The organism is Shewanella sp. 10N.286.51.B7 (genome assembly GCF_002873615.1).
Taxonomy (GTDB): Bacteria; Pseudomonadota; Gammaproteobacteria; order Enterobacterales; family Shewanellaceae; genus Shewanella; species Shewanella electrodiphila.
The window spans coordinates 24640-50332 of sequence record NZ_MCUF01000098.1 but is presented as its reverse complement, the minus strand read 5'-3'; the positions used below and the strand labels follow the sequence as shown (position 1 = coordinate 50332).

27 protein-coding genes are annotated in these 25693 nt (G+C 40.6%); 16 read left to right on the top strand and 11 right to left on the bottom strand.

The window, feature by feature from the left end; genetic code table 11:
• The first annotated feature begins 19 nt into the window (after positions 1–19).
• A complete protein-coding gene (gene ung, locus BCU84_RS20340) occupies positions 20–679 on the top strand; it encodes a uracil-DNA glycosylase (RefSeq protein WP_102529861.1) in 660 nt (219 codons plus the stop codon).
• Positions 680–779: 100 nt separating this feature from the next.
• Here ung and ispB read toward each other — a convergent pair whose 3' ends face one another.
• A complete protein-coding gene (ispB, locus tag BCU84_RS20335) occupies positions 780–1751 on the bottom strand; it encodes an octaprenyl diphosphate synthase (RefSeq protein WP_102529860.1) in 972 nt (323 codons plus the stop codon).
• Positions 1752–2028: 277 nt separating this feature from the next.
• On the opposite strand from ispB, the gene rplU reads away from it, so the two are divergent.
• From rplU to BCU84_RS20300, 7 genes are all read left to right on the top strand, one after another.
• Positions 2029–2340 (top strand): 50S ribosomal protein L21, encoded by a 312-nt coding sequence (rplU, locus tag BCU84_RS20330; protein WP_102529859.1) that lies wholly within the window; start codon positions 2029–2031, stop codon positions 2338–2340.
• A gap of 16 nt (positions 2341–2356) precedes the next feature.
• The gene (rpmA, locus tag BCU84_RS20325) at positions 2357–2611 is read left to right on the top strand and encodes a 50S ribosomal protein L27 (RefSeq protein WP_055024328.1); all 255 of its coding nucleotides are present in this window, start codon (positions 2357–2359) and stop codon (positions 2609–2611) included.
• Between the two features lie 231 nt (positions 2612–2842).
• Entirely contained in the window at positions 2843–4009 is a 1167-nt protein-coding gene (gene cgtA, locus BCU84_RS20320; protein WP_102529858.1) for an Obg family GTPase CgtA, read from the top strand.
• Positions 4010–4071: 62 nt separating this feature from the next.
• A complete protein-coding gene (locus BCU84_RS20315) occupies positions 4072–4836 on the top strand; it encodes a threonine/serine exporter family protein (RefSeq protein ID WP_102529857.1) in 765 nt (254 codons plus the stop codon).
• A complete protein-coding gene (locus BCU84_RS20310) occupies positions 4833–5300 on the top strand; it encodes a threonine/serine exporter family protein (protein WP_102529856.1) in 468 nt (155 codons plus the stop codon). The genes BCU84_RS20315 and BCU84_RS20310 overlap by 4 nt, the downstream gene beginning before the upstream one ends.
• A 27-nt stretch (positions 5301–5327) precedes the next feature.
• Positions 5328–5804, top strand: coding sequence for a type 3 dihydrofolate reductase (gene folA, locus BCU84_RS20305; protein ID WP_102529855.1), 477 nt, complete (start codon positions 5328–5330; stop codon positions 5802–5804).
• A gap of 87 nt (positions 5805–5891) precedes the next feature.
• Complete coding sequence (locus BCU84_RS20300) at positions 5892–6284, top strand: DUF3718 domain-containing protein (RefSeq protein ID WP_102529854.1); 393 nt, start codon at positions 5892–5894, stop codon at positions 6282–6284.
• Positions 6285–6719: 435 nt separating this feature from the next.
• On the opposite strand, the gene BCU84_RS20295 is transcribed toward BCU84_RS20300, so the two are convergent.
• The 7 genes from BCU84_RS20295 to lptD all read right to left on the bottom strand — a co-directional run bounded on the left by BCU84_RS20295 (position 6720) and on the right by lptD (position 15662).
• A complete protein-coding gene (locus tag BCU84_RS20295) occupies positions 6720–8741 on the bottom strand; it encodes a methyl-accepting chemotaxis protein (RefSeq protein ID WP_102529853.1) in 2022 nt (673 codons plus the stop codon).
• A gap of 122 nt (positions 8742–8863) precedes the next feature.
• On the bottom strand, positions 8864–9679 hold the full coding sequence (locus BCU84_RS20290; protein ID WP_102529852.1) for a symmetrical bis(5'-nucleosyl)-tetraphosphatase: 816 nt from the start codon (positions 9677–9679) through the stop codon (positions 8864–8866).
• A 4-nt stretch (positions 9680–9683) separates the two neighbouring features.
• Complete coding sequence (gene apaG, locus BCU84_RS20285) at positions 9684–10064, bottom strand: Co2+/Mg2+ efflux protein ApaG (RefSeq protein ID WP_102529851.1); 381 nt, start codon at positions 10062–10064, stop codon at positions 9684–9686.
• 48 nt (positions 10065–10112) lie between these two features.
• Positions 10113–10919: a 16S rRNA (adenine(1518)-N(6)/adenine(1519)-N(6))-dimethyltransferase RsmA gene (rsmA, locus tag BCU84_RS20280; RefSeq protein WP_102529850.1), complete on the bottom strand. Its 807-nt coding sequence runs from the start codon at positions 10917–10919 to the stop codon at positions 10113–10115.
• 7 nt (positions 10920–10926) lie between these two features.
• Positions 10927–11913 (bottom strand): 4-hydroxythreonine-4-phosphate dehydrogenase PdxA, encoded by a 987-nt coding sequence (gene pdxA, locus BCU84_RS20275; protein WP_102529849.1) that lies wholly within the window; start codon positions 11911–11913, stop codon positions 10927–10929.
• Positions 11914–11922: 9 nt separating this feature from the next.
• Entirely contained in the window at positions 11923–13227 is a 1305-nt protein-coding gene (gene surA, locus BCU84_RS20270) for a peptidylprolyl isomerase SurA (protein WP_102529848.1), read from the bottom strand.
• Between the two features lie 134 nt (positions 13228–13361).
• Positions 13362–15662 (bottom strand): LPS assembly protein LptD, encoded by a 2301-nt coding sequence (lptD, locus tag BCU84_RS20265; RefSeq protein ID WP_102529847.1) that lies wholly within the window; start codon positions 15660–15662, stop codon positions 13362–13364.
• A 176-nt stretch (positions 15663–15838) separates the two neighbouring features.
• Between lptD and BCU84_RS20260 the strand changes: the two genes are divergently transcribed.
• From BCU84_RS20260 to BCU84_RS20240, 5 genes are all read left to right on the top strand, one after another.
• Positions 15839–16798 carry a phosphotransferase gene (locus tag BCU84_RS20260; RefSeq protein ID WP_241906502.1) on the top strand — a complete coding sequence of 320 codons (960 nt, stop codon included), beginning with the start codon at positions 15839–15841 and terminating at the stop codon, positions 16796–16798.
• 48 nt (positions 16799–16846) lie between these two features.
• Positions 16847–17527 (top strand): N-acetylmuramate alpha-1-phosphate uridylyltransferase MurU, encoded by a 681-nt coding sequence (gene murU / locus BCU84_RS20255; RefSeq protein WP_102529846.1) that lies wholly within the window; start codon positions 16847–16849, stop codon positions 17525–17527.
• 57 nt (positions 17528–17584) lie between these two features.
• A complete protein-coding gene (gene djlA / locus BCU84_RS20250) occupies positions 17585–18361 on the top strand; it encodes a co-chaperone DjlA (protein WP_102529845.1) in 777 nt (258 codons plus the stop codon).
• 123 nt (positions 18362–18484) lie between these two features.
• Positions 18485–19108 carry an outer membrane beta-barrel protein gene (locus BCU84_RS20245; protein WP_102529844.1) on the top strand — a complete coding sequence of 208 codons (624 nt, stop codon included), beginning with the start codon at positions 18485–18487 and terminating at the stop codon, positions 19106–19108.
• Between the two features lie 14 nt (positions 19109–19122).
• Positions 19123–20073 (top strand): D-2-hydroxyacid dehydrogenase, encoded by a 951-nt coding sequence (locus BCU84_RS20240; protein ID WP_102529843.1) that lies wholly within the window; start codon positions 19123–19125, stop codon positions 20071–20073.
• Between the two features lie 92 nt (positions 20074–20165).
• Here the strand turns inward: BCU84_RS20240 and purT are convergent, their stop codons facing one another.
• The gene (gene purT / locus BCU84_RS20235; RefSeq protein WP_102529842.1) at positions 20166–21362 is read right to left on the bottom strand and encodes a formate-dependent phosphoribosylglycinamide formyltransferase; all 1197 of its coding nucleotides are present in this window, start codon (positions 21360–21362) and stop codon (positions 20166–20168) included.
• A 265-nt stretch (positions 21363–21627) separates the two neighbouring features.
• On the opposite strand from purT, the gene BCU84_RS20230 reads away from it, so the two are divergent.
• Positions 21628–22011, top strand: a complete 384-nt coding sequence (locus BCU84_RS20230; RefSeq protein ID WP_102529841.1) for a DUF3302 domain-containing protein — start codon at positions 21628–21630, stop codon at positions 22009–22011.
• Between the two features lie 2 nt (positions 22012–22013).
• Positions 22014–23162: an HlyD family secretion protein gene (locus BCU84_RS20225; protein WP_102529840.1), complete on the top strand. Its 1149-nt coding sequence runs from the start codon at positions 22014–22016 to the stop codon at positions 23160–23162.
• Positions 23163–23227: 65 nt separating this feature from the next.
• Here BCU84_RS20225 and BCU84_RS20220 read toward each other — a convergent pair whose 3' ends face one another.
• The gene (locus BCU84_RS20220) at positions 23228–23770 is read right to left on the bottom strand and encodes a DUF4136 domain-containing protein (RefSeq protein ID WP_102529839.1); all 543 of its coding nucleotides are present in this window, start codon (positions 23768–23770) and stop codon (positions 23228–23230) included.
• Between the two features lie 235 nt (positions 23771–24005).
• Here BCU84_RS20220 and BCU84_RS20215 point away from each other — a divergent pair, with 235 nt between their 5' ends.
• Positions 24006–24311: a DUF1289 domain-containing protein gene (locus tag BCU84_RS20215; RefSeq protein ID WP_102529838.1), complete on the top strand. Its 306-nt coding sequence runs from the start codon at positions 24006–24008 to the stop codon at positions 24309–24311.
• Positions 24312–24436: 125 nt separating this feature from the next.
• On the opposite strand, the gene BCU84_RS20210 is transcribed toward BCU84_RS20215, so the two are convergent.
• Positions 24437–25690, bottom strand: a complete 1254-nt coding sequence (locus BCU84_RS20210) for an ATP-binding protein (RefSeq protein WP_102529837.1) — start codon at positions 25688–25690, stop codon at positions 24437–24439.
• Between the last annotated feature and the right edge of the window lie 3 nt (positions 25691–25693).

Sequence of the window (25693 nt, the reverse complement as noted above, 5' to 3'; positions counted from 1 at the left end):
CAATGGAGTAAATAATCTGATGGACAGTTGGATAGAGTTCATAGCACTAGAAAAAAAGAAAGCGTACTTTGTCGCGCTCGAGCAGTTTCTAGATAATCAAAGACGACTTGATAAAGTCATCTTTCCGCCATCGGAAGATATCTATAATGCGTTCGATTTAACCCCACTAGATAAGGTTAAAGTGGTGATACTCGGGCAAGACCCTTATCACGGCGCAGGACAAGCTCATGGCTTATGCTTCTCGGTCCAAGCTGGAGTGAAAACGCCACCTTCATTGGTAAATATTTATAAAGAGCTGAAACAAGATATTGCAGGTTTTGAGATCCCGAAACACGGTAACTTAACCCATTGGGCTGAACAAGGTGTGTTGTTGCTCAATACAGTATTAACGGTTGAAGAAAGTAAGGCTCACTCCCACTCAAAGGCTGGCTGGGAGACTTTTACCGATAATGCCATGCAATGTCTTAATGAACGTGAGGAGTCTATTATATTTGTGTTGTGGGGCGCTCATGCCATTAAGAAGGGTAAGTTAATTAATGCTCCGCAGCATCAGGTTCTAACTGGGCCCCATCCATCACCTTTATCAGCCTATCGTGGCTTCTTTGGCTGTCAGCATTTTTCAAAGGTTAATCAATTGCTGGCACAGAAGGGTAATATGCCGATTGATTGGCAGGTCTAGATACTCAGTAAATCTAACAAACATTTTTTGAACATAATAAAAATGCACTTGGCTAATGAAAGCGAAGTGCATTTTTTATCGCAAACTTAACAGCTATAAATTAGTTGTTACGTTGAACTGATATTTTAGCTAATGAAATTAACGCTGTTTTATATTCACTATCTGGGATCGGAGCGAGTGCTGCGATCGCTTTATCAGCTTCTTGATCTGCTTTCTGCTTAGTGTATTCAAGCGCACCAGATTCTTTGAGTGCTGCAACAATCTCATCGATAGCCTTAGTACCGTCACCTTTTTCAATGGCTTCTTTAATCAGTGCTTTTGCAGTGTCGTTACCGTGTGCCATAGCGTAAATCAATGGCAATGTCGGTTTGCCTTCAGCTAAGTCATCACCGATATTTTTACCAAGCTCATCAGCATCAGCAGTGTAATCTAATAAGTCGTCGGTTAACTGGAATGCAGTTCCGAGGAATTTACCGTATTCGCCTAATGCGGTTTGCTGTTCTTGACTCACATCTGCAATCACACCTGTGAGTAAGGTCGCGGCTTCGAATAATTTAGCTGTTTTGCAGTAAATCACTCGCATATAATTTTCTTCCGTGGTTTCAGGGTCATTACAATTCATTAATTGTAAGACTTCACCTTCAGCAAGAATATTGGTGGTATCTGCTAAAACTCTTAGCACTTTCATGCTATCGAGTTCAGTCATCATCTGGAATGAACGGGTATATAAGAAGTCACCAACAAGTACGCTAGCACTATTTCCAAAAAGCGCATTAGCAGTTTTGCGACCGCGCCTTAGGGTCGATTCATCTACTACATCATCATGCAATAAAGAAGCTGTGTGGATAAATTCAATAATGGCAGCTAACTTAAGATGTTCTTCACCTTTATAGTCAATAGCGCGAGCGGCTAATACAGAAAGCAGTGGACGAAGTCTCTTACCACCACCATTGATAATGTAAAAACCCAGTTGGTTTATTAATGCAACATCAGACTCAAGTTGTTTGTAAATTAACTGATTGACGGCTTGCATGTCATTATCAGCTAGTTGACGAATGGCGTTCAAATCCATAATGGTCTCTAGTTATTAGGCTATTGGGCAAATTATATTGCCCACTATATAAGGTTCAAATTGTATATTAACAAATTTTAACTAATTTTCATGCCTTAGACAGCTTTTGTTCTTAGATAGTGAGAGTTAAACCGAGCTTTTTTTAATGATTCAAATTTAACGCTTGCCAGACTGCTAATCTTGCCGTAGAATCCGCGCCCATTGTCATTAAAAGTTTTTAGCACCCGATATCTACTATTACGAATCGGAGTGTTAGTCCATTTGGAGTGAAATAGCTATGTACGCTGTTTTTCAAAGTGGCGGAAAGCAACATCGTGTTGCTGAAGGTCATACAGTTCGTTTAGAGAAAATTGAAGTTGCTACTGGTGAAACTGTAGAGTTTGATCAAGTATTATTGGTTGCTGATGGTGAGAACGTTCACGTTGGTACTCCTCTAGTTGCTAGTGGTAAAGTTGTTGCTGAAGTGGTTAGCCACGGTCGCGGTGAGAAAGTAACTATTCAAAAGTTCAATCGTCGTAAGCATCACGAAAAGAAAATGGGCCATCGTCAATGGTTCACTGAAGTTAAAATCACTGCGATCAGCGCATAATTTAGGAGTCTAACTCATGGCACATAAAAAAGCTGGCGGTTCTACTCGTAACGGCCGCGATTCAGAAAGCAAACGTCTTGGTGTTAAGCGTTTCGGTGGCGAATCAGTTGTTGCTGGTAACATCATCGTACGTCAACGTGGTACTAAGTTCCACGCTGGTGTAAACGTAGGTATCGGTCGTGACCATACTTTGTTTGCATTAACAGACGGTAAAGTTAAGTTTCAAGTAAAAGGTCCTAATAACCGTAAGTTTATTAGCATCGAAGCTTAATTCTAGACTCTAATCAGTCTTTGAAAGCCCCGCCTTCTGGCGGGGCTTTTGTGTTTTTTACCTCATTGTTGAATTTAGTTAACTAAACTTCAATGAAGTATTTCGATGTATCACATCGATAGTTATTTTTTTGCAGTAAGCGATTTATGGTGATTGTATCTTCTACGCTTCCCTGCACATCTCAGTCTTTTGAGGTTATAATTGGCACATTAAGTGGTGTCAGGAGTATGTATGAAGTTTATAGATGAGGCTAAAATCAAAGTTGAAGCGGGTAACGGTGGCAGTGGCTGCGTTAGCTTCAGACGTGAGAAATATGTGCCAGACGGCGGCCCAGACGGTGGTGACGGCGGTGATGGCGGTAACGTATTTTTAGTCGCAGACGAAAACATGAACACGCTTATTGATTTTCGATTTGTACGTTCTTATATCGCTGAACGCGGTAAGAATGGTCGTGGTCGTGACTGTACCGGTCATGGCGGCGAAGATACGTTATTAAAAGTACCAGTAGGTACGCGTGCAATGGATTTTGAAACTGAAGAGTTGCTAGGTGATTTAACCACTCATGGTCAGAAATTATTAGTGGCTAAAGGTGGTTTCCACGGTTTAGGTAATACTCGCTTTAAAAGCAGTACTAACCGCGCTCCAAGACAAAAAACCTTAGGAACAGCAGGCGAAGTACGCATGCTTAAACTTGAGTTATTGCTATTGGCTGACGTTGGTTTATTGGGATTACCTAATGCAGGTAAATCAACCTTTATACGTTCAGTTTCTCGTGCAACGCCAAAGGTTGCTGATTACCCGTTCACGACATTAGTACCTAACCTTGGTGTAGTAAACCCACGTCCAGGCCAAAGCTTTGTCATCGCAGATATCCCAGGTTTGATTGAAGGTGCTTCTGACGGTGCAGGTTTAGGTATTCGATTCTTAAAGCATTTAGAGCGTTGTCGTGTGTTATTACACATCATCGATATCGATCCTATTGATGGCAGCGATCCTGTTGAATCTGCTCGCTCAATTGTGGCTGAACTTGAGAAGTACTCTCCAAAGTTAGCAGCCAAACCTCGTTGGTTAGTGTTTAACAAAATAGATTTGCTTCAAGAAGATGAGCTTGCTGAGAAAATGGAGCACATCGTTAAGGAAATCGATTGGAAAGGCGACATTTATACTATGTCGGCATTCAACCGTACCAATACAGAAGACCTCAGTCTGAAATTGTTAGACTTTATTTCTGCACTTCCTGCAGAAGATGAACTAGCAAATCCTGAAGATGAAGTTGAATTCAAGTGGGATAATTATCATCAAGCAAACGTTGAATCAGTCAATGAAGATTATGATGACGATTTTGATGATGACTTTGACGAAGATGATTATGATGTAGAGATTATTTATCAACGTTAATATTGAGAGATAAAATCGCCTAGATTATTATGGTGTTATTAATAGGGTAATAAGAGAGACCAGTGTACGCAGAAACTCAAAATGATATCACTCGTCTTGTGGTACGCAGTGCGCAATTACTCTTAGCTTACGGCGCTGAATCTGATCTTGTTGAAGAGATCAGCCAGCGCTTAGGCAAAGCTCTCGGCTTAGCCAGTATCGAACTTTCCATCTCCTCCAACTCCCTCGTTTTAACCAGCCTAGTTCATGGGCGTTGTATCACCACCACAAGACGTATTAGAGAGCATGGCATCAATATGATGATTGTGTGTGAGGTGCAACGAATTTGCCTACTTGCAGAAAAGGGCATTTATGGCGCGAAGCAGGTCAAAAGACGTTTAGAAAAAATTGAACCGAGGAGCTACCCAGCCAAGTATGTTATTGGCATGATAGGCCTATCTTGTGCGAGTTTTTGTCACTTATTTGGTGGTGATGTCGCGTCATGTATCATTACCTTTATCGCCTCAGCTGTCGGGATGTCAGTACGACTGTCATTAGTTAAAAAGCATTTTAATTTACTGATTATTTTTTCAATAACCGCTTTCATCACCACATTAATCGCCCAGCTTGGCTATGTCATTGATGTAACTGATACGCCTAAAACAGCCATGGCAGCCAGTGTACTAATGTTGGTGCCAGGTTTTCCCTTGATTAACGCTATTTCAGATATGGTTAAAGGCCATATGAATGTTGGAATATCCCGGTGGGGACATGCCACGTTGTTAACTCTGTCTACAGTGATAGGGATTACGTTGGCGATGGCACTGGGAGGGGAGTTTTTTCTATGAATCTCTTCCTAGAGTTACTCCATGATGCTTTCTTTTCTGCTATACCAGCGATCGGCTTTGCAATGGTGTTTAATGTTCCAAAGCGATTTTTACCTTACTGTGGTTTAGCTGGCGCCATTGGCCATAGCTTTCGATCTTTATTGATGCACTTTGATATGCCTATTGAGTGGGCAACCTTTGCTGCAGCTGCACTTGTTGGCGTGATGACTATCCGTTTTGCTAAGAAACATTTAGCGCCTCCGCTTATGTATTCTGTTGCTGCCATTATTCCTATGGTGCCTGGCACATACGCATACAATACTTTGATATCAATTGTACAACTCAGTGTTCAAGAACAAATAAGCAGTGATTTAACTTCGCTAGTGATTTTTAACGGCTTAAAAACGGTATTTATTCTGGGTGCTATCGCGGTGGGGCTGGCTATGCCATCACTGGTTTATTATCGCACTCGACCCATTATTTAAATTCTTAAGCATTTATAAGGACTATACATGCGCATCGCAATGATTGCCGCCATGGCAAATAATCGTGTTATCGGTAAAGACAATAAAATGCCTTGGCATTTACCTGAAGACTTAAAACACTTTAAAGCCATGACATTAGGAAAACCTGTGGTGATGGGGCGCAAGACTTTTGAATCTATTGGAAGGCCACTCCCAGGGCGTCATAATATTGTGATAACTCGTCAGAATGATTATCAGCCTGAAGGAGTCAGTTGCGTAAATTCTTTTGAGGCAGCAAAAGAACTTGTTAGCGATTGTGAGGAAATAGTTGTGATTGGTGGTGGACAACTCTATAAAGAAATTCTACCGCTAGCCGATACCCTTTATCTAACCTTCATAGAGTTAACTGTTGATGGTGACACCTTTTTTCCTGAGTGGGATGATGGTAGTTGGACATTAACTGAGAAGGTTGTTGAGATAAATGAATCACAATTGCAATATAGCTTTAACACTTTGGTGAAATAATGTTAAATTGTGTCCTGTGTTACCCTGAATTGATACTTACCCTTGATGGTAGGTACAAAAATAAAAATACCTAAAAAGGAGTGTCAGATGCGTTTATTGCCAGTGGCCTTAGCAGCCCTAATTGCAGCATCTTTTGTGTCAACCCCTGCCGAAGCGAATACCGATCAACTTGTCGCAAACATTTGTGATTATGTAAAATCTAATGACAAAAACCGTTTACGTAAAAAGTTGAAAGAAAGCCGCGTAAAATTACGCAATATTTACACTGGTGTTTCTTGTGACGGTAACAGCTTATTAAGAACAGCTTACAACTCTAATTCATTAGAAGTAGGTGAGTATATTGCAAAGCGTCTTCCTGCCGGTGACTTAAGCACACCAGAAGCTGACGGTAAAAGCATTCTTGATTGGGCAAATGCAAATGGTCATAGCGGAAGTGCTATTACTGCTGCAGTTCAAGATCGTATCAGCGGTGGTGAATAAACGTTAGTTTACGTATTGAGTCATTTGTTACGGTTTGGTGCAATAGAAAGTGTATTGCGTCATAACGAGCTAGATTGATTGTTGATTTGCGTCTTTCGTTAGTACAAATAGCAATTAATCTAAAAACCGCCATCATGGCGGTTTTTTTATGGCTTTAATTTGATGATTAATAACCGTCTTAAAAATGTTGGATATAGATGTTTGTTCACTGAACAAGCTAGCGTTACAAACTCACTTGCCTAACTAGTCAGCATAATTGAAGGAAGTGGTGGGTAAACGGCTTTATTCTTATCTGCTTCATGCTTCTTCGAAACCCTTTTCATCCTCTGAAGTGTTAAGTTGTGGCTGCAGGCGAAACGTCGGCTTTAAAGTGAATTTAAGGTATTAAAAAAGGCTCTTAAGAGCCTTTTTGTTTAAATGGTGATAGTTGGGTGTTTATACTCTAAATTCACCCACCGAGCTTTGTAGCTCTTCAGATAGCATTGCTACTTGATGGCTTGACTGCGCAGTTTGATCTGCACCTGTTGCCGTTTCTTCAGATATAGCGGCAATATGTTCTAGCATTTCTGATACTTGCTGGCTGACAAGGTTTTGCTCTTGTGCAGCTTGAGCAATATGATTACCAGAATCATAGGCTTTGTGAACCGATTGGCTAATGGTTTCTAGTGCTAAGTTCGCTTGCTCTGTTTTATCAACACAGCTACTTGCTTGTGAGCGACCTAATTCCATCACTGACACAGCTTGTTGAGCACCTTGCTGCAGTATCTCAATCATTTGCTGAATCTCACTTGTCGATTCTTGAGTTCGAGATGCTAAGCTTCTCACTTCATCTGCTACGACAGCGAATCCGCGCCCTTGTTCACCTGCACGTGCAGCTTCAATTGCAGCATTAAGTGCAAGTAAGTTTGTTTGTTCTGCAATACCACGAATAACATCAAGAATTGAACCAATAGAAGCACTATCAGAATGAACTTTATTAATCACTTGACCTGCTTTAGCAACTTCATCAGCGAGGGCAAGAATCGTTAGCTTGTTTTCTTCAGCAATTGTGCGCATATGCTGTGTTTCTTCATCAGCCTGTTTAATTTGCTCTAGTGCTTGATCAGCGCTCATTGACACTTGCTGAGCACTTGAACTTAATTGTGTTGTGGCTGTAGCGACTTGGTCAACTTGGCTCTTTTGCTCTTGGATACCACTGGTTGTTTGAGTGGTGATTGCAGACGTTTCTTCAGCTGCTGCTGCAAGTTGGTTTGAGCGGTCTAGAATACCAACAATCAGATTTCGTAGGCTATCGACTAAACTGTTACAGTTTTTAGCAAGCTCTGCAAATTCATCATGTCCCGTGTCATCAAGCTTATGAGTTAGATCACCCGAGGCGAGAATATTTAATGCCTGATTCACTTTCGCTAATGAACGAGTCAGTGGTTTAACCACTGCAATACTTACAACAATCGAAACGAGAATGGCAAGAATGACAACAAACATTGTTTTCAAACTTGCAGAGTCGATATTCTGAATAGCGCTGTCACTAATTTCACCTGTAAAACCTTCGATATTATTAGCTAAGTTAATCATCTTAGCGTTAACATCTAAACGGGCTTTATCGGTAGCAGCGAGCATTTTTTCAGCTTGTTGATCGTGACTCAGTTGCTGCCCTTTTATAGCAATAATGCCATTATTGTCGTTAATTAATTTAAAGACAGCTTCACTTTCAGCATTCAAGTCATTTAAGGTATTGTCACTGACGATACCGCGCCCCTGACGATTGATATGTTCAATCTTAACTCGTGTATCACTGACCATATAGTCAAGCTCATTAACTATTACGTTGTACTTGCTGTTGTCTTTTGCTGCAACTAAGTCGTATACCGTAGTGATAATGTTGATAAAGGTACTGTCTACAACGCTGGCTGTTGCAGCAATACTTTGCTCGGTTGCATCTTCACTCATTTCTAGATCAATCAGATCTAACAGAATTGACGATGCTTCATCTGCACTATCTTCTAAGTCACTTCGTAGTGATAAAAGCGTTTCATGCTTAATAAGTGCGCTTTCATGTTCTTCTAGCATGAGCTTGCTGTTTTTATCAAAACTTGAATAGCTAGATTTTAATTGCGAAAGATTACTTGAAAACTCTTGTCTATCGGAGATGAGGTTAGACAGCTTATTCAAGGTTTTAGTGAATTCTGCTGATTCTGTCTGGATCTTTTTCTCAACAGCTGGGATTTGTGCAGACTGATCTGTGTAATAGCCAAATAAAATTTGAATTTGCTGAGCACTTAAGTTTTGGGTTAATTCACCCGTTGCAGTGAGGGCTGGTAGGCTAACTCTTTGCAACGTTGTAGTGCTATCTTTAATGGTACTATTGGTAAGCAGTGATACACCTCCCAATATGATTAAAAGAAGTGTTACAACAGTAAAACCGCCAATGACTCTGGTGGCAACATTAATTTTCATAGCATACTCCGGCTGTTATTATTTTATCCCGAATTTATCTCTTGATCGCTCAGGGTAATGTGATCATGTGAGATCTATTAGCTTTATCGGCTAAGGTTATTATTAGTTTAACAATTTATTAATTATTTTAGTTTTTGCTGAATTAGTTTTTCATTGGTTTCAGCATGCCAAAGTGTCATATATTCTCCCCAACAACAGCCCGTATCCAATGCCAAAACGTTATCTTGTTGAGTCACTCCCATAAGAGCGGCCCAATGGCCAAATACTAAAGTGTGGTTGTCTTTAAGCTCTGAATCGAATTCAAACCAAGGTGTTAACCCTGAGTTTTTATCTTTTATTGGCTTTTTACATCCAAAATCCAAACTACCATCTGGATGTAAGTAACGCATTCGCGTCAGCGCATTAATGCAGTACCTTAATCTAGGTAGCCCTTTAGACTTACTATCCCATAAATCAGGCGCTTCAGTGTACATTTTTGCGATAAGAGAGTTTAGATAATCATTCTCTTTTAGCGCATTGCTCACTGCAAGGGCTTCAGTTTGCAGTGTGGTTAAATCCCATTGCGGTGGGACACCTGCATGGGTCATGATGATATTATGCGAAGGTAGGGTTTGTACCAAGGGCTGTTGTCTTAGCCAATCAATCAAGTTAGAAATGTCATCAGCCGCGAGTAGTTCAGCTAGGTTATCTTTGGGGTTAGCTCTTTTAAGCTTACCGTGTAAAGCCAGTAAATGGAGGTCATGATTACCAAGGGTGACTTTAGCGCTGCCTTCTAAGGATTTTAAATAACGAAGCGTTTGCAGAGAACCATGGCCACGAGCAACTAAGTCACCGACTGCCCAAAGTTCATCCTTAGCTGGATTGAAGTCTACCTTTGCTAGCAGCAATTTAAGTTCGTCAAAACAGCCCTGTATATCGCCAACAAAATAATGTGCCATAGTGCTACTGTAAAATACCTGGAATCGCGAGTCTAAAAGTAGGAATACTAGCTTTAAAAGGCTCACCTTGTTCGGTCACCATGCCGTAGCTGCCTTCCATAAAGCCAACAGGGGTTTCCATAACGGTGCCACTTGAATATTGATAAGCGGTATCAGGAGCAATAGTTGGGGTTTCACCGACAACACCCGGCCCTTTGACTTCGCTAGTATCACCATTGGCGTTAGTGATGATCCAGTGACGGTCTTTTAGCGTGATTGGGATTTCGCTGAGATTAATAATGGTGATGGTATAACTGAACAAATACTTTTCATCTTCTGCTGATGATTGTTCTTCAAGGTAATTTGTTTCAACTTTTATTTTTACGTTAGCAGCTACAGAGGTCATCAAACTTCCTAAAAAAAGAAAGGGCATTTAATTAAAATGCCCTTGAATTTACTCACCTTTATCACAAACCAAATTGGCTAGCGCAACATATTGTTCAACGCTTATTTGCTCTGGTCTGAGTGTAGAATCAATGTTTAATTGACTAAACTCTTCGTCAGTGATCATTTGCTTTAAGTTATTTCTTAATGTTTTACGACGCATGTTAAAGGCTGTGGTACATAAATGGCGTAAAACATTCACATCTTTACAGGGGAAAGGCTTCACATCGTAAGGCAATAAACGCACCACTGCAGAATCTACTTTTGGTGCAGGCTTAAAGCTCTCTGGCGGTACTTCTAGAACAGGAACAACTTTACAGAAATACTGAGCCATGACAGTTAAGCGGCCATAAGCTTTTGTGCCTGGACTTGCAGACAAGCGCAGTACCACTTCTTTTTGCAGCATAAAGTGCATGGTTTCGATGATTTCGGCAAATTCGAAAAGATGAAACATCAACGGTGTTGAGATGTTGTATGGCAAGTTGCCAAATACTTTCATCTTTTTACCGTCTTGTTGAAGCTGGCTAAAATCAAAATTAAGCGCATCACCTTGGTTAATGGTTAATTTATCTTTTAATACTGGGTGATTTTGTAAACGCTCTACAAGATCCTTATCCAGTTCAACAACAGTTAAATTATCAACTGCATCTGCAACGGGTTCAGTTAATGCACCTAAACCAGGACCAATTTCAACCATTACATGATCGTTGTCTGGTGAGATTGCGCCCACAATTCTACTGATGACACTTTCATCAGTTAAAAAGTTTTGCCCGAAACGTTTTCTAGCCGTGTGGCCTAAATGTACTTTATTGCTCATTGGAAATTTATTTACTTACTTTTGAGGCCAATTCAATGGCTTTGTTTAATGCACAGGTAAAACTACCGCAATCTGCTTCGCCAGTGCCCGCAAGTTCTAATGCAGTGCCATGATCGACAGAGGTTCTGATATACGGAAGACCTAAGGTGATATTAACCGATTTTCCAAAACCTAATGATTTAAGTACTGGAAGTCCTTGGTCGTGATACATAGCAAGAACCACATCTGCTTCTTGTAAGTATTTAGGTTGGAATAGTGTATCAGCAGGCAAAGGCCCGACAATATCAATACCCTGTTCACGCAGCTCATTAAGTGCTGGGATCATGATATCAATTTCTTCCCTTCCTAAGTGTCCATCTTCACCTGCATGAGGATTTAATCCACACACATATATTTTAGGTGAAGTGATGCCAAACTTTTGCACTAATTCGCTGTGCAAAATTTGGATAATATGGTGTAAACGTTCGCGAGTTATTGCCTTGGCAACATACGCTAATGGAATATGTGTGGTCATTAGCGCCACTTGTAAACCTGGCGCGGCAAGCATCATAACTACATCTTGGCAATTTGCTTGTAATGCAAAGAATTCAGTGTGGCCACTAAAAGGAATGCCTGCTTGGTTAATAATGCCTTTATGAACTGGGCCAGTGACCACTGCAGCAAATTCATTGCTCATGTTCTTCTCACCGGCGTAACGCAGGGTATCTACAACATAAGCGCTGTTTATTTCGTTTAGTTTTCCGCATTCAACTTCTGCGGCTAATGTAAACGGAGCGATGGTCAATGTGCCAGCTTCTTGTGGCTTAGCATCAAGTGTAGGCTGATAAGGACGTAGACTCAGCGGCAAACCTAACATTTTAGCTCGGCTGGTTAATAATTCCGGATCTGCACAAACAACTAACTCAGCAGGCCAAGCCTGCTGAGCAAGTTTAATTACAATATCTGGGCCGATACTCGCCGGTTCACCCGGCGTAATCGCAATTCTTTGTGTCATTAAATTAGGTTAACCTCGAGTACTCTCTGGTTCAAAAACTTCAATGTAAGCTTCTGTACGCATTTCATCTAACCAGTTCTGCAGTTCTTCGTTAAATTTACGACGATAGATTAACTGATGAGCACGGTTACTATTAAACTGATCCGTTGCATCAGTTGTACGCTTTTCTTCTAATTGAGCTATGTGCCAGCCGTGTGTGGTGCGGAATGGCTCACTTATCTCATATATTTCAAGACTGTTTAGTGTTTGAGCAAACTCTGGTACGTAAACAGTTGGTTCAGCCCAACCTAATTCGCCGCCTTTAGCCCCTGAACCAGGATCTTCTGAATATTGACGGGCTAGATCTGCAAAGTCAGCTTCACCTGAACGAATTTGTGATAAGAAGCTTTCTAGCATTGCCTTGGCGCGATCTTCAGAAAGAATCGGTGACGGTTTCAGCAGAATATGGCGTGAACGTACTTCACTGATTTCTTGGGTTTGTAGACCTCGGGCATCCATGATTTTAATAATATGGAATCCAGAACCACTTTTAATTGGACCGATAACATCGCCATTTTTCGCATCAGTAACCACCTCAGCAAAAAGTGTAGGCATTTCATTGATGCTCATATAATCCCAAATACCGCCTTCTAGCGCTTTTGGTCCTGAAGAAGAGGCAATAGCTGTACGTCTGAAGTCTTCACCTTCATTTAAGCGTTCAAGTACGATGTTAGCACGCTTGCTTGATGCTTCAAGTTGTTCACTGGTTGGGTTGCTAGGCACTTCAATTAAGATATGACCTACTTGGAACTCAACATCTTTAAGGCCTTGCTCTTGAATCATCTTAACTAAGTTATTGATCTCTTGCGGAGAAACCTGAATACGACGCTGAACTTGAATACGTTGAATTTCACCAATGGTAATTTCTTCACGAAGTTGTTCACGGTATTGACCGAAGCTCATGCCTTCGCTTTCGATCTGTTGTTGCATTTGGCTAACAGTTAACTGTTGCTCTTTAGCAATATTTTCGATGGTTTGATCTAATTGTAAATCACCAATTGAAAGGCCGATTCGTTCAGCCATTTGTAACTGTAAATGAGTTAAAATTAAGCGTTCAATAACTTGAGTGCGTAAGGCATTATCTGAAGGCAGACCTTGACCCGCTTTTTCAGCATTTGATTTAACCGAAGTGATCATATGGCTGATTTCGCTTTCGAGTATGATACCTTCATTGATTTGCACGGCAACGCTGTCTAGCGGCACAGGAGCAGCTATCGATACTTGGCTTACAGCCAGAGTAAATAAAGCAAAAATCATTTTCTTACAGTGTTTCATCCACAGAATCCTTGGCACTTAAATTTTCTAATTATTATTGGCACTGTCGCCAAAATAGTGTTGTTAACGTTTAATAGGACTATTTGTTTTCCACTAGGTTCAGCAATCTATCACAAATGGTGCATAAATGATGGCTAATTGCTTAAGTAAAGTGGTTTGCGATAGTTAAATAATCCTTCGTTTAGCATATCTTCAACACCGAGAGGACCAGAACCACCTAAACCTTTAATAATAAAGTTGAGGTATACGCCACTCTCAAATTGTTCTCTAGTATCAATACTAGGGTTTAAATCATCGTCGTAATTGGTCTTGATGCGGTAATGATAACTTAAACGCATTGCCCAGCAACAAGCCTCATATTGCACCCCAGTGTAGGTTTCAATACTACGAGATTCGTTGAGATCGTAATAAAAATTACCCACAAAATACAAATCGTCGCTAATAGGCCATGAGGTACGCATACCCACCTGAGAAATATCTACTCGGTCGTTGGTATTGGTATTTAATAGGTCTGGCACATAGCGATAACTAAACTGAAGCAACTTATCATTACTTGGACGAAAATCTAATGTCACTTCACTTTTCTTGGTTTCACCTTGTTCACTATCAAATTGCACAGCACCACTAATGAACCAATCTTGATAAAGGTTAGCATCCACTTCAGCGGCTAATACTGAGGTTGACGGTGATACTTCAACATTCTCATCAGCAAAGTTAATTTTACTGTCTTGGAAATAAATAATTTGACCAATACTGACTTTTAATTTCTCGATATTCGCGTCATCAAATAAACGCGTTGTGAGACCTAATGTCATTTGGTTTGCATCAGCGATTCTATCAAGACCTGAGTAACGTCGGTCGCGGAATAAACCAAAGTAATCTTCTTGTAATTTAGCTGAATCGTAAATGCCAATACCATCTTGGTCTTCATAGCCGACATAAAGGTATTGAAATTGTGGCTCTAGTGTTTGCCTAAAATCGGCGTCAAACATATGGGTTTCACGCTCAAAGTTAATTTGACCGTGCAGTCGGGCTTGAGGGATGGTACGACTCACCGTATCTTCAAGTTCACTATCACTGGCAATATTATTTTGCCAATATTGAGTTTGAAGTAACTTTATTTCACTGGTCAATGAACCCGCTGGGCCCTGAATAGGTAGGGTAATACTCGGCTCCATGTGGAAACGCGTCGCCGTTGAGTATTCATTTTCTTTGTGCTGAAAGTTTGTTAATTCAGAATTAAATTTGAAATCTAACCCTTCCCAGAAATCATTAGTTTGATAATTAAAGTTAAGCTGTGGCATGACTTGATACGGCACTTCGTCTTCGCCCAGCACTTTAATATCTTGGACTTTCATACCAAAATCCCAATCTTTTTCAAAGTAATTGATTTCACCCACTCTCGATAACTGATTATCGGTAGAACGATTGACATCTGAACTTAAATCATTGAAATAGTTATTATCTGATACGTCTGTAAAGTTCGCTTGTACACGCCAATTTTCATTAATTGAACCTTGGTGACGCCAGTGGTAAAGGTAACGATCTGGACTATTGTCTAATTTGTCATCATTGGCGAGATATTCTAGGTTAAATTGACCCTCTTGGTCTTCACCTGCTAAATATCGAAATTCTGTTTTAGAGTAAAAACCACGTGCAGACATATAAGTCGGCGTGAAGGTTAGGTCATACTCAGGCGAAATATTCCAGTAATAAGGCGTGCTAACTTCAACACCATTGGTGGTGCTGGTGCTAAAGTCAGGGAATAAGAAACCCGACTTACGCTTATCAGAAATTGGAATCGTCATATAAGGCACATACATCACGGGTACACCCGCAATACGGATTTTAGCATCCCAAATTTCGCCCCACTCTTCAGTGCTATCAATGCGGATTTCTTCCGCTTCTAACAGCCACGAATTATCGCCTACAGGACAAGTGGTAAAATTGGTATTGCGTAACTCAAGGTTATTTTGTTCAGTGACTTTTAGTTGTTCAGCATCGCCATGGATTTGCTGACCATGCAACCAATATTGCGCACCATTAAGTGTCGCGCTACTGGAAACCATTTGCGCATTGAGGGAGTCCGCTGTAACAGTGAACATCTCATCTGAGAAAATTAAGTTACCATTGGCATCTAATTGTTCATTTTTTTGGTCCAAAATAGCTTCGTCAGCGCTGATATGACGAGTACCTTGGCTAAAACTGACGTTACCTGAGAAATGTGCTTTATCGCCCATAGCAGCTTCTGAACGATCAGAAATGATCACAATATCTTCAGCTGATAAATTAGGGACTTGTTGGCGTTCGTCAATCGAACTAGAAACCGGTGGGTTAATCACACAATGAAGCTCAACCGCTTCTGTGTCAGTGGGTTCTTGTGCCGAGACTAGGTTAGGTAACAGGCTCAATGCCAGAAAGTAGCGGATCTGCATTTTAATTAATGATTATGAATTCTTAGTCTAGACAAAATGAATCGAAAAAAAGCCGCAGCTAACAATTTATCTTTAGCTGTTTCCAAATGTTATGTTGGCTATAATAAAGCAATTTTCCCATAAGAGCCATTGAGATGAGTTTATCAGATAGAAGATTTATTTTACTAAGGAGTTGGTTGAGTCAATATTTTAAGACAGAGGTGTCTATTGAACTCATTTGTGGGGATGCCAGTTTTCGTCGCTATTTTCGAGTTAAACATTTAGCAAACTCTTATATAGTCTCAGATTCACCGATTGAATTGGTGCCGATTATGCCTTTCATTTATATGGCGAAAGCTTATGAAAAGGCTGGTTTGATAGCCCCGAAGATAATTGCACAAGATGAGCTAAACGGGTTTGTTTTACAGTCTGACTTAGGTGATGAGCAGCTTTTAAATCAATTAAACGAGCACTCAGTGACCGATTTGTACCGCAAAGCCTTAGCGTTATTACCTAAAGTCGCCACCGTCACTGAAACTGAACAAGGCGTATTACCTGTTTATGACCAAGCATTTGTGGCGCGAGAATTAGACATATTTACTGAATGGCTGTTAATTAAACATTTGGGTTTGACTTTAAGCCACAGTGATAAAAAGATTATTGAGCATGCATTCAGTGTATTAACAACAAGTGCGCTTGAACAGCCAAGTGTCGGAATGCATCGAGATTTTCATAGTCGCAATATCCTCGTTGTTGATAATGAGCTAGCACTGATTGATTTTCAGGATGCCGTGTTAGGGCCGGTTACTTATGATGCTGTTTCTTTACTAAGAGACTGCTATATCAAATGGCCAAACGAGATCATTGATTCATTAAAACAAGAGCATTGGCAGTTGTGTCTACAACAAGGGTTAATGTCTAACAGTGTTACTTTTACACAATATCAAACATGGTTTGATTTAATGGGCTTACAACGACATGTTAAAGCCGCAGGCATTTTTGCTCGACTGAATCATAGAGATGGAAAAGCGGGTTACCTAAAAGATATTCCGTTAACTTTAACCTATATCGTAGAAGTTGCCGCTTTATATCCTCAGCTACATCAGTTTGGTGACTGGGTTAAACAACATGTATTACCAAAAGTTAACTGTGCGTAACAGCATGAATTCTAGATGTGTAAGCCATTTTTATTAAAGAGGTTATAGATGAAGGCGATGATTTTGGCTGCTGGGCGGGGAGAGCGCTTAAGACCTTTAACGGATAAAGTGCCTAAGCCATTAGTTAAGGCCGCAGGTAAATCCTTGATAGTTTATCATCTCGAAAAGCTGGCTAAAGCCGGCATCAAAGAGGTAGTGATTAATCATGCTTGGTTAGGCCACAAGTTGCCGGAAGCATTAGGTGACGGCAGTAGCTGGGGATTATCAATTCAGTATAGCGCAGAAGAAAAAGCCTTAGAAACAGCTGGCGGGATTAAGCAAGCATTGGCGTTATTGGGAGACAAGCCTTTCTTACTTATCAATGGCGATATATATATCGATGAATTACCTGATCTAGAGCAGGCAAAGTCTGTAATGCGTGCCAATTCAGAATTAGATGCTTTTTTATGGTTAGTTGATAATCCTAAGCATAATCCACAAGGGGATTTTGCTATTATTGATCAACAAGTGTCTGAATCTGAGAGTAATAAGTTTACCTATTCAGGAATGGGAATATATCACCCCAAAATGTTTACTGAATTAGCTCCTGGAAAAAGCGCTTTAGGTCCTTTATTGAGACAAAAAATATCGCTTGATAAAATAGCGGGTAGCTATTCTGGCTCATATTGGTGTGACGTGGGAACAGTAGAGAGATTGGCACAGCTCACACACTATATTGAAAATCATTAATGTATTCACTTAACCAAGACGTTCGTAGCAGCTTGGTGTAATTTAGCGGGAAGTTTGATGCGTATTTGGGGCAAAGTTTTTGGGTTTATCATTGGCTATATGTTCGGCAGAGGTTTTGGTGCTGTTTTAGGGCTGTGGTTAGGTCATTTATTTGATAAACGAGCAGGGTTTGCGGATATGATGCGCAAAGGTCAAGCCCGCCAAGCTCAGTTTTTTAATACGACCTTCACAGTAATGGGCCATGTCGCTAAAGCCTCTGGTCACGTCACTGATGTTGATATTCGTATCGCGTCAATGTTGATGGATCAAATGAAGCTCACTGGTGATGCCAGAAAGGATGCCCAGACGGCATTCAGAAAAGGTCGTGATGCCGATTTCGATTTAGTAGAAACCTTACGTGAATTTCGTGCTATGAGCCAAGGTCGAACAGAAATTCTGCAAATGTTTTTGGAAATTCAAATTCAAACTGCGTTATCCGATGGTGAATTACACAGCAAAGAAAAACAAATTTTATCTACAGTTGCCAAAGAGTTAGGTTTAGGCCAAGCTCACTTAGACGCGCTACTTAATCGCTGGCAAGCCGAGTTTCATCATCACCAGTCAGGAGCTGGCAGTGCAATGCAACTTGATGATGCTTATTCGATGCTGGGTAAAGAAGAATCTTCAAGTGACCAAGAAATTAAACGGGCTTATCGCAAATTGATGAATGAACATCATCCCGATAAATTAGTCGCTAAAGGTTTGCCAGAAGAAATGATGGAGCTTGCTAAAGCCAAAGCACAAGACATTCAGTCGGCATATGAAACCGTCAAAACATCCCGAGGAATGCGCTAAAAATATTCACGGAAAAAGTATGAGTTAGCTCGGGATTATTATTCTAGTTATTGTTCGAGCTGATATTCAAACAATTTTCCGAGCTATTTCAATGATCATTGCTTGTTGTATACGGAGTTACACATGAAATTAACCGCTATTGCGAGTTTCGTTACTATTGTCAGTACTGCTGCAATATCTTTTTCATCTCAAGCTGAAATTTATGTTTCCCCTTTTGGTGGTTATAGTTTTGGTAGTAGTGAATTTGATATTTCAGATCCTAATACCAGTGAGAGCGGTAAGTTAAAAATTTCAGAGTCAGAACATTATGGCGTCATGATTGGTACGACAACCAAAGATCCTGGCAATATCTATTTTCTATACAGTACGCAAGCAACTGATGTGAGAAATGGTGCTTTTAGTAATGAAGTGTTTAACGAGCTTGATGTTGATTATTTCCATTTAGGTGGCAGTTTATATTTTCCAAATGGCAAGTTTAAACCTTACGTAACAGTTACAGCTGGGGCAACTCATATGCGTCCAAGCGGTGATTACTCATCAGAGACACGCTTTTCGATGGGCTTTGGTGGTGGTGCAGCATATGAAATCACGCCGCAAGTGGCATTATTTGCTGATGTAAGAGGCTATGCGACATTCGTTAATTCAGATAACACATTCTTTTGTGGCCCTAATGAGTGCGTTTGGCATATATCTGCTGATGTCATGTGGCAAGGGCAGGCCAATGTCGGTTTAGAGATTAAATTTTAAATAGGTGACCGAGCATGAAAATAGTCGTACTTGATGGCTATACACTCAACCCTGGCGATCTTAAATGGGCATCTTTGTCTTCACTAGGTGAAGTGGAAGTATTTGAACATAGTTCAAATGATCAAATAATACCTCGCTGTCATCAAGCTGATATTGTGCTTACTAATAAAGCTGTAATCTCTGAAAATGTGATACTGCAGTGCCCACAACTTAAATATATTGGTGTCACAGCAACAGGGACGAACGTTGTTGATATGAATGCTGCTAGTGAACGTAATATCGTGGTAACCAACGTGCCTGCTTATGGACCTGATGCCGTAGCTCAGATGGTATTTGCCCTGATTTTACAGCACTGCCAACAAGTCTCTTTGCATGACCGCGCGGTTAAGCAGGGCCAGTGGACAAGCTCTCGGGACTTTTGCTTCACTTTATCTCCTTTAATGTCACTCAAAGGAAAAACCATTGGTATTGTGGGCTATGGTGATATTGGCCAACAAGTGGCTAAGTTAGCAATCGCATTCAATATGAAGGTGATTATTACTAGCGGCAGAGAAAAGACAGGGTTACCAGATAATGTCACTTGGCAGCCACTTGCAAGTTTGCTGGCACAATCAGATATCATTTCATTACACTGCCCGTTAAATGAAGCGACTGATAAGATGATTAATCAAGGCAGTTTATCTTTATTGAAAGTGGGGGCGTTGCTAGTGAATACAGCACGTGGTGGTCTGATAGATGAAGCGGCATTAACACAAGCGTTGAATCAGCAGCAACTCTTCGCCGCTGTTGATGTACTTTCTACTGAACCGCCAGAAAAAAATAATCCTTTGTTATCAGCCGATAATATTATTATCACTCCACATATTGCTTGGGCAACAATTGAAGCTAGGCAGAATCTATTGAACATTGCAGTAAATAACGTGAAGCAGTTTTTGAATGGCTCACCGATTAATACAGTGAACTAGCATGTCTTAAGCAATGCTCAAGTAAAAAGCCTAACACTCACATGTTAGGCTTTTTCGTTTTACCAATAAGGTACTCAGCATTCAAATGCGAGCTAAAAAACGACCTTTACTTCAGCAGCAGAGCGTTTGGCTTTAGCGATTGATGAGTCGATGTCTTTATCTCTTGCAAGCGCGACACCTAGTCTTCTGCGGCCATCTATGTCAGGTTTACCAAACAATTTTACTTGGGTGTCTGCTTCCAATAGAGCATTTTCTACACCTTGATATCGAATGTTACTTGATTGGCCTTCAGCAAGAATAACCGCAGATGCACTGGCACCATGCTGCCTGATTTCCGTGATTGGCAGGCCTAAAATAGCGCGAACATGTAATGCAAATTCAGAGATATCCTGGCTAATGAGTGTAACTAAACCAGTGTCGTGTGGTCTTGGCGATACTTCAGAAAAGTAAACTTTATCACCTTTGATAAAGAGCTCTACTCCAAATAGGCCAAATCCACCTAAGGCTTTCACTACTTGTTCACCAATTTGTTGTGCTTTTTCAATCGCGACAGCTGACATTGCTTGTGGCTGCCATGACTCACGGTAGTCACCATCTTCTTGTCGATGACCAATCGGGTCGCAATAATGAATGCCATTTATAGCACTAATGGTTAATAGCGTAATTTCATAATCAAAATCAATAAAACCTTCGACAATCACGCGGCCGCCGCCAGCACGTCCGCCTTCTTGTGCATATTGCCAAGCTTGCTCTATTTGCTGCTCGTTTTTAATGACGCTTTGCCCTTTTCCAGAAGAGCTCATAACAGGCTTCACGACACAAGGTAATCCAATTTTAATTATTGCTGCTTTAAATTCGCTTAAGGTATCGCAAAAGAAATAAGGTGAGGTTGGGATGCCTAACGTTTCAGCTGCAAGTCTTCTAATGCCTTCACGGTCCATGGTTAATTGTGTAGCTTTTGCTGTTGGAATCACATTGACCCCAGTGGCTTCGATTTCCACTAGAGCTTGTGTCGCAATGGCTTCAATTTCAGGGATAACCAGATGAGGCTGCTCAAGTTCAATTACCGCTTTTAATGCGACTTCATCGAGCATATTGACGATATGAGAGCGGTGTGCAATTTGCATTGCTGGAGCATTAGGGTAACGGTCGACTCCAATGACTTCAACGCCGAAGCGCTGCAGCTCAATGGCTACTTCTTTTCCGAGTTCGCCGCAACCTAGCAGCATGGCTTTTATAGAGCCTTCAGTACCGGCAGTACCAAAGTTGAAAGGAGTATGAGCGTTCATTGTTTTACCTTGTTAGGAAGCTTGTAGGGATATCACTGCTTCATTTTATCTTTTATTCGTAATCGATTGATTAGCAAAGGCTATAAATGTGTAAAAGATCACGAGAAAAGAGTTATTTTTTTAGCGAATAAACAGGGTATTACAGTTATTTTATTGTTGAGCGTATGCTATCTTTGGGTTGTAATTGTGTTGCTTGGTTGTCGGGTGACACTTTGGATTTATTTTGGTTCGATTAACTTGCTTTACCTTCTAGTAGGAGAGTTATATGTTTTTGGATTATTTTGCTTTGGGACTTTTGTTCTTTGTAGCATTAGTTATTTTCTATGGTGTGATTGCCATTCATGATATTCCCTATGAGATTGCCAAGAAGCGTAATCACCCACAACAAGATGCACTTCATATTGCTGGCTGGGTCAGCTTATTTACCATGCATGCTATTTGGCCATTTTTATGGATTTGGGCAACCTTATATCGTGAAGACAGAGGCTGGGGGTTTAGTAATGGCAAAAAGCGTGAATTAATCCTCGAAGGTGAGGTGAGGGAGCTGATGGAAAAAGTTGAACAGTTAAATCAACGTTTAGGCAATCTTGAATCTCCAGAAACCAAGCAGTCTCAAACAGAGACCACCACACCACAACAAGAGGCGTAATTATGGATCTGTTACTGATTTTAACTTACACCGCGCTATGTGTTGCTGTTTTTAAGATATTCAAGATCCCGTTGACTAAATGGACGGTACCCACAGCTGTTTTAGGTGGCATAGCATTAATCGGTACCTTATTGGTATTGATGAACTATAACCACCCCTACACTAAGTATACACGTGAATACTTTGTGTCTATTCCAATTAACCCTGCGGTTCGTGGCTTAGTGGTTGAGGTAAATGTAAAGCCTAATGTTCCTGTAAAAAAAGGCGACATATTATTTAGAATTGACCCCACTCCTTTTATCGCGGAAGTTAAAGAAAAGCAGGCCGCACTGGAAGATGCTAAACAAGCTGTACCGCAACTGAAAGCGTCGTGGGACAGTGCGACTGCCAAAGTGACCCAAGCTGAAGCTAACCGTGATAGAGCTAAGCAAGCTTATGAACGTTATGACGAAGGTAAACGAAAAGGTGGTAAAAACTCGCCATTTTCTGAAATTGAATTGGATAATAAGCGCCAAACTTATTTAGCTTCAGAGGCGCAGTTTAAAGCTGCTCAAGCTGATGAAATTCGTTTCCGCTTAGCTTTTCAATCGAATATTGATGGCGTAAATACCGATGTTGCAGTTATTCAAGCTCAATTAGACGAAGCGCAATTTAATCTTGAGCGTACTGAGGTTAAAGCGCCTGTAGATGGTGTTGTCACTCAGATGGCACTTCGCCCTGGTGTTATGGCAGTGCCTATTCCACTGCGTCCAGCGATGACATTTATACCTGATGAAGATAGATATTTTGCTGGCGCGTTCTGGCAAAACTCATTGCTGCGTTTAAAAGAAGGTGACGAAGCCGAGTTAATCTTAGATGCTATGCCTGGAGTGGTCCATAAAGGTAGAGTCGTTAAAGTCTTACCTGCAATGGCTGAAGGCGAGTTGCAATTTGGTGGCACATTACGATCTTCAAATGAGTTGTTCAAGCGAGGCCGCGCGCTCGTGCTTATCGAACTTGATGACGAAAATGAATTGTTAGCCAATTTACCTGCGGGCGTAGCAGGGCAATCTGCGATATATACAGAGCATTTCACTCATGTATCGATCATTCGAAAAGTATTGCTACGAATGCAAGGTTGGCTGAACTACTTGTTTGCTGAAGGGCATTAAAACTAAGTTAATATAAAAAAGTCCGCGATTGCGGACTTTTTTATTATTATTAGTTGGTAGTTAGTTTAGCTTTTCGGCTGTGGCGGGAATAGAGCGAGTATTTGGTTGATAGTTTTGCTGGTTTCTGCCACTTTTTTATCGCCACCGGCTTCAAAATCGAATTCATCAGTGCCGCGCCAAATTAGTCGATTTTCTTTTGTATCAATCATATCAACTTGAATCACTTGAATTTTAGCACTGTCGCTGCCAATAGGAATGCCCATACTAGTGCCAACACCCACTCCACCATGACTACCACTAGTGCCAGTACCTAGGCCAATAGAAAGGCCTGAACTCTTAGGTTTGTCTTTAGTGAGGAAGGCATAGCTGACAAGAAAGTCACTTTGCTCTGCTTGTTCTGTGAAGCCTTTTGCAATTAATGTTGTTCGTATATTGGCTCGAATTCGTTCGGCGCTCAGTTGGTCACCTTGGTCGGGAGTTTCAATGAAGTGGAAACTCTTTAACTGACTAAAATCGTACTTTGTGTCGTAGTCGGAGTTACTTTTGGTACTTTGGCAAGCACTGATAGTGAGTATAAAACAGAGTAATAAAAGATGGCGAAAAATCATAGGAACTCCAAAGGTGTTTGCTGCTAATAACCGATAAAAGGTTGGGGAAAGTTTCATCATTTTGACGGTATAGCCGTAGTCTTATTGTTAATAGCTTAATTCAATTTAGCCTAGTTAACCAATGTTATACCTATATTAAACTATGATTTATATGATGATTAAGGTCTTTCGAATATGCCTTTTACTAAATTAGTGCTAGATTAGAACAATAATTGTTCAATGATAAAGCGAGGATATGGAGCAGCTCAGTTTTCTTTCGGTACCAAGTCCGTGTGTAGGTGTGTGTCAAACTGATGCGCGCGGTTATTGTGTGGGCTGCCTTAGAAACAGAGATGAGCGTTTTAACTGGCTCCATTTCAATGATGCGCAAAAGCACAATATTATTCGTTTATGCTTGCAACGCAAACGTCGTCGACAATACGCAAAATATAAAGCTCATCAAATTGCTGTTAAAGAACAACAAGCTAAAGTGAATCCTCAGTTGGATTTTGAAGAAGAAAAAGAAGATAAATTAGATTTTGGCGATTTTTCTTTAGACTAATTACATTTGGACTTTTTGAAACAATCCTCAACGGTAGCCCTTAAACCTTACTCATTTTCTGAGTTAGTTATTGATTATGCTTGCGTTTAGATATCAGTCGCAGGCTTAAGTTTTACATTTCAATGCTATCTAGGCCAAATCAAAGTAAATGACGTGTTATCTTCATCACTCACTAGGTTCACTCTGCCTTTATGACGATGCATGATTCGCTTAATAATGGCCAAACCTAAGCCGTGACCTTTATTGCCTTTATGTTGTGACTTACTGCGGTAGAAAGGTTCAAATAATTTTTCTTGGTCTTCTTCTGGAATCGCTTCACCGTCATTAACCACAGATAAAAACACTAACCTTTCATCATAACTTAAATACAGCTCAATGCTGGTTTGAGTATATCTTTGTGCATTAGTGATAAGGTTTTGGATTGCACGTTCTACCAGCGGAGGCTCTGCCATGATGCACATTTCATTCCTCGCATAATGGAAATTAATTGGTTTATCACTGAGTGGCGTCAAGCGCGCTGAAAGATCTTCAATCATGCTGATTAATTCGCATTTTTCTAGGCTTGGTTCTTGTTGAACTTCAAGGCTGGCGTAGGTAAGTAATTCCTGTAATAGCGTTTCCATTTCTTTGATATCTAACTGCATTTCATCAAGGAAATCTTGTCTTCGCTGCTCATCACTTTTCGGCTGACAATACTGTGGCAGAAGTGCGAGGGCAAACTTCAATCTTGCTAATGGCGTTCTAATTTCATGCGAAACGGCATTTGATAGATGTTTCTGATTATCGATTAAGTCACTGATATGTTGTGCCATATCGTTAAAGGTATTTGCAAGCGGCGCAACTTGAGAGCTGGCATTTAGTTCAATGCGGGTATTCCATTTGGCTTCACCAAAATTTTGAGTGGCCTTTTTTAAGGTTTTTAAATCTTTTGATAGCGGCCAAACCCAAATTAAAGCAACAAAAGCTAAGGATAAATAAAAGCCTATGGTGAATATGTTACGTAACTGTCCACGGGGATCAATATCCACAGGTCCAGCCATTAATACTTGATCACCTACAGCGATGAATTGTAGTTCGTGACTATTATCTGCTGTGGTCGTGATAATTTGATTGGTAGAAAAGACCACATCCCCACTTAATGCAATTTCATTTTTTTCGAACAACTGCAACGGATAAGGAAACTGATTATTAATGAGATTTAACTGATGCTGGCGATCAGCTTTGGGCTGCTGAGCTAGGAGTAAGGCAAAGGCGATTAAAGGCGAGTCAATATTGTCGTTTTCTTCAACTTGTTGCTGCCAGAGGCTATCTAATGTCCAGCCTATACCCAAAAAGCTTAAGCTTAATAATAGGTATAGGCTGATGAAGAGTCTTTTCAAAGT

Coding starts and splice junctions, on each gene's coding strand:
- ung (WP_102529861.1), top strand. CDS start 20: ATGGACAGTTGGATAGAGTTCATAGCACTAGAAAAAAAGAAAGCGTAC.
- ispB (WP_102529860.1), bottom strand. CDS start 1,751: ATGGATTTGAACGCCATTCGTCAACTAGCTGATAATGACATGCAAGCC.
- rplU (WP_102529859.1), top strand. CDS start 2,029: ATGTACGCTGTTTTTCAAAGTGGCGGAAAGCAACATCGTGTTGCTGAA.
- rpmA (WP_055024328.1), top strand. CDS start 2,357: ATGGCACATAAAAAAGCTGGCGGTTCTACTCGTAACGGCCGCGATTCA.
- cgtA (WP_102529858.1), top strand. CDS start 2,843: ATGAAGTTTATAGATGAGGCTAAAATCAAAGTTGAAGCGGGTAACGGT.
- BCU84_RS20310 (WP_102529856.1), top strand. CDS start 4,833: ATGAATCTCTTCCTAGAGTTACTCCATGATGCTTTCTTTTCTGCTATA.
- folA (WP_102529855.1), top strand. CDS start 5,328: ATGCGCATCGCAATGATTGCCGCCATGGCAAATAATCGTGTTATCGGT.
- BCU84_RS20300 (WP_102529854.1), top strand. CDS start 5,892: ATGCGTTTATTGCCAGTGGCCTTAGCAGCCCTAATTGCAGCATCTTTT.
- BCU84_RS20295 (WP_102529853.1), bottom strand. CDS start 8,741: ATGAAAATTAATGTTGCCACCAGAGTCATTGGCGGTTTTACTGTTGTA.
- BCU84_RS20290 (WP_102529852.1), bottom strand. CDS start 9,679: ATGGCACATTATTTTGTTGGCGATATACAGGGCTGTTTTGACGAACTT.
- apaG (WP_102529851.1), bottom strand. CDS start 10,064: ATGACCTCTGTAGCTGCTAACGTAAAAATAAAAGTTGAAACAAATTAC.
- rsmA (WP_102529850.1), bottom strand. CDS start 10,919: ATGAGCAATAAAGTACATTTAGGCCACACGGCTAGAAAACGTTTCGGG.
- pdxA (WP_102529849.1), bottom strand. CDS start 11,913: ATGACACAAAGAATTGCGATTACGCCGGGTGAACCGGCGAGTATCGGC.
- surA (WP_102529848.1), bottom strand. CDS start 13,227: ATGAAACACTGTAAGAAAATGATTTTTGCTTTATTTACTCTGGCTGTA.
- lptD (WP_102529847.1), bottom strand. CDS start 15,662: ATGCAGATCCGCTACTTTCTGGCATTGAGCCTGTTACCTAACCTAGTC.
- murU (WP_102529846.1), top strand. CDS start 16,847: ATGAAGGCGATGATTTTGGCTGCTGGGCGGGGAGAGCGCTTAAGACCT.
- djlA (WP_102529845.1), top strand. CDS start 17,585: ATGCGTATTTGGGGCAAAGTTTTTGGGTTTATCATTGGCTATATGTTC.
- BCU84_RS20245 (WP_102529844.1), top strand. CDS start 18,485: ATGAAATTAACCGCTATTGCGAGTTTCGTTACTATTGTCAGTACTGCT.
- BCU84_RS20240 (WP_102529843.1), top strand. CDS start 19,123: ATGAAAATAGTCGTACTTGATGGCTATACACTCAACCCTGGCGATCTT.
- purT (WP_102529842.1), bottom strand. CDS start 21,362: ATGAACGCTCATACTCCTTTCAACTTTGGTACTGCCGGTACTGAAGGC.
- BCU84_RS20230 (WP_102529841.1), top strand. CDS start 21,628: ATGTTTTTGGATTATTTTGCTTTGGGACTTTTGTTCTTTGTAGCATTA.
- BCU84_RS20225 (WP_102529840.1), top strand. CDS start 22,014: ATGGATCTGTTACTGATTTTAACTTACACCGCGCTATGTGTTGCTGTT.
- BCU84_RS20220 (WP_102529839.1), bottom strand. CDS start 23,770: ATGATTTTTCGCCATCTTTTATTACTCTGTTTTATACTCACTATCAGT.
- BCU84_RS20215 (WP_102529838.1), top strand. CDS start 24,006: ATGGAGCAGCTCAGTTTTCTTTCGGTACCAAGTCCGTGTGTAGGTGTG.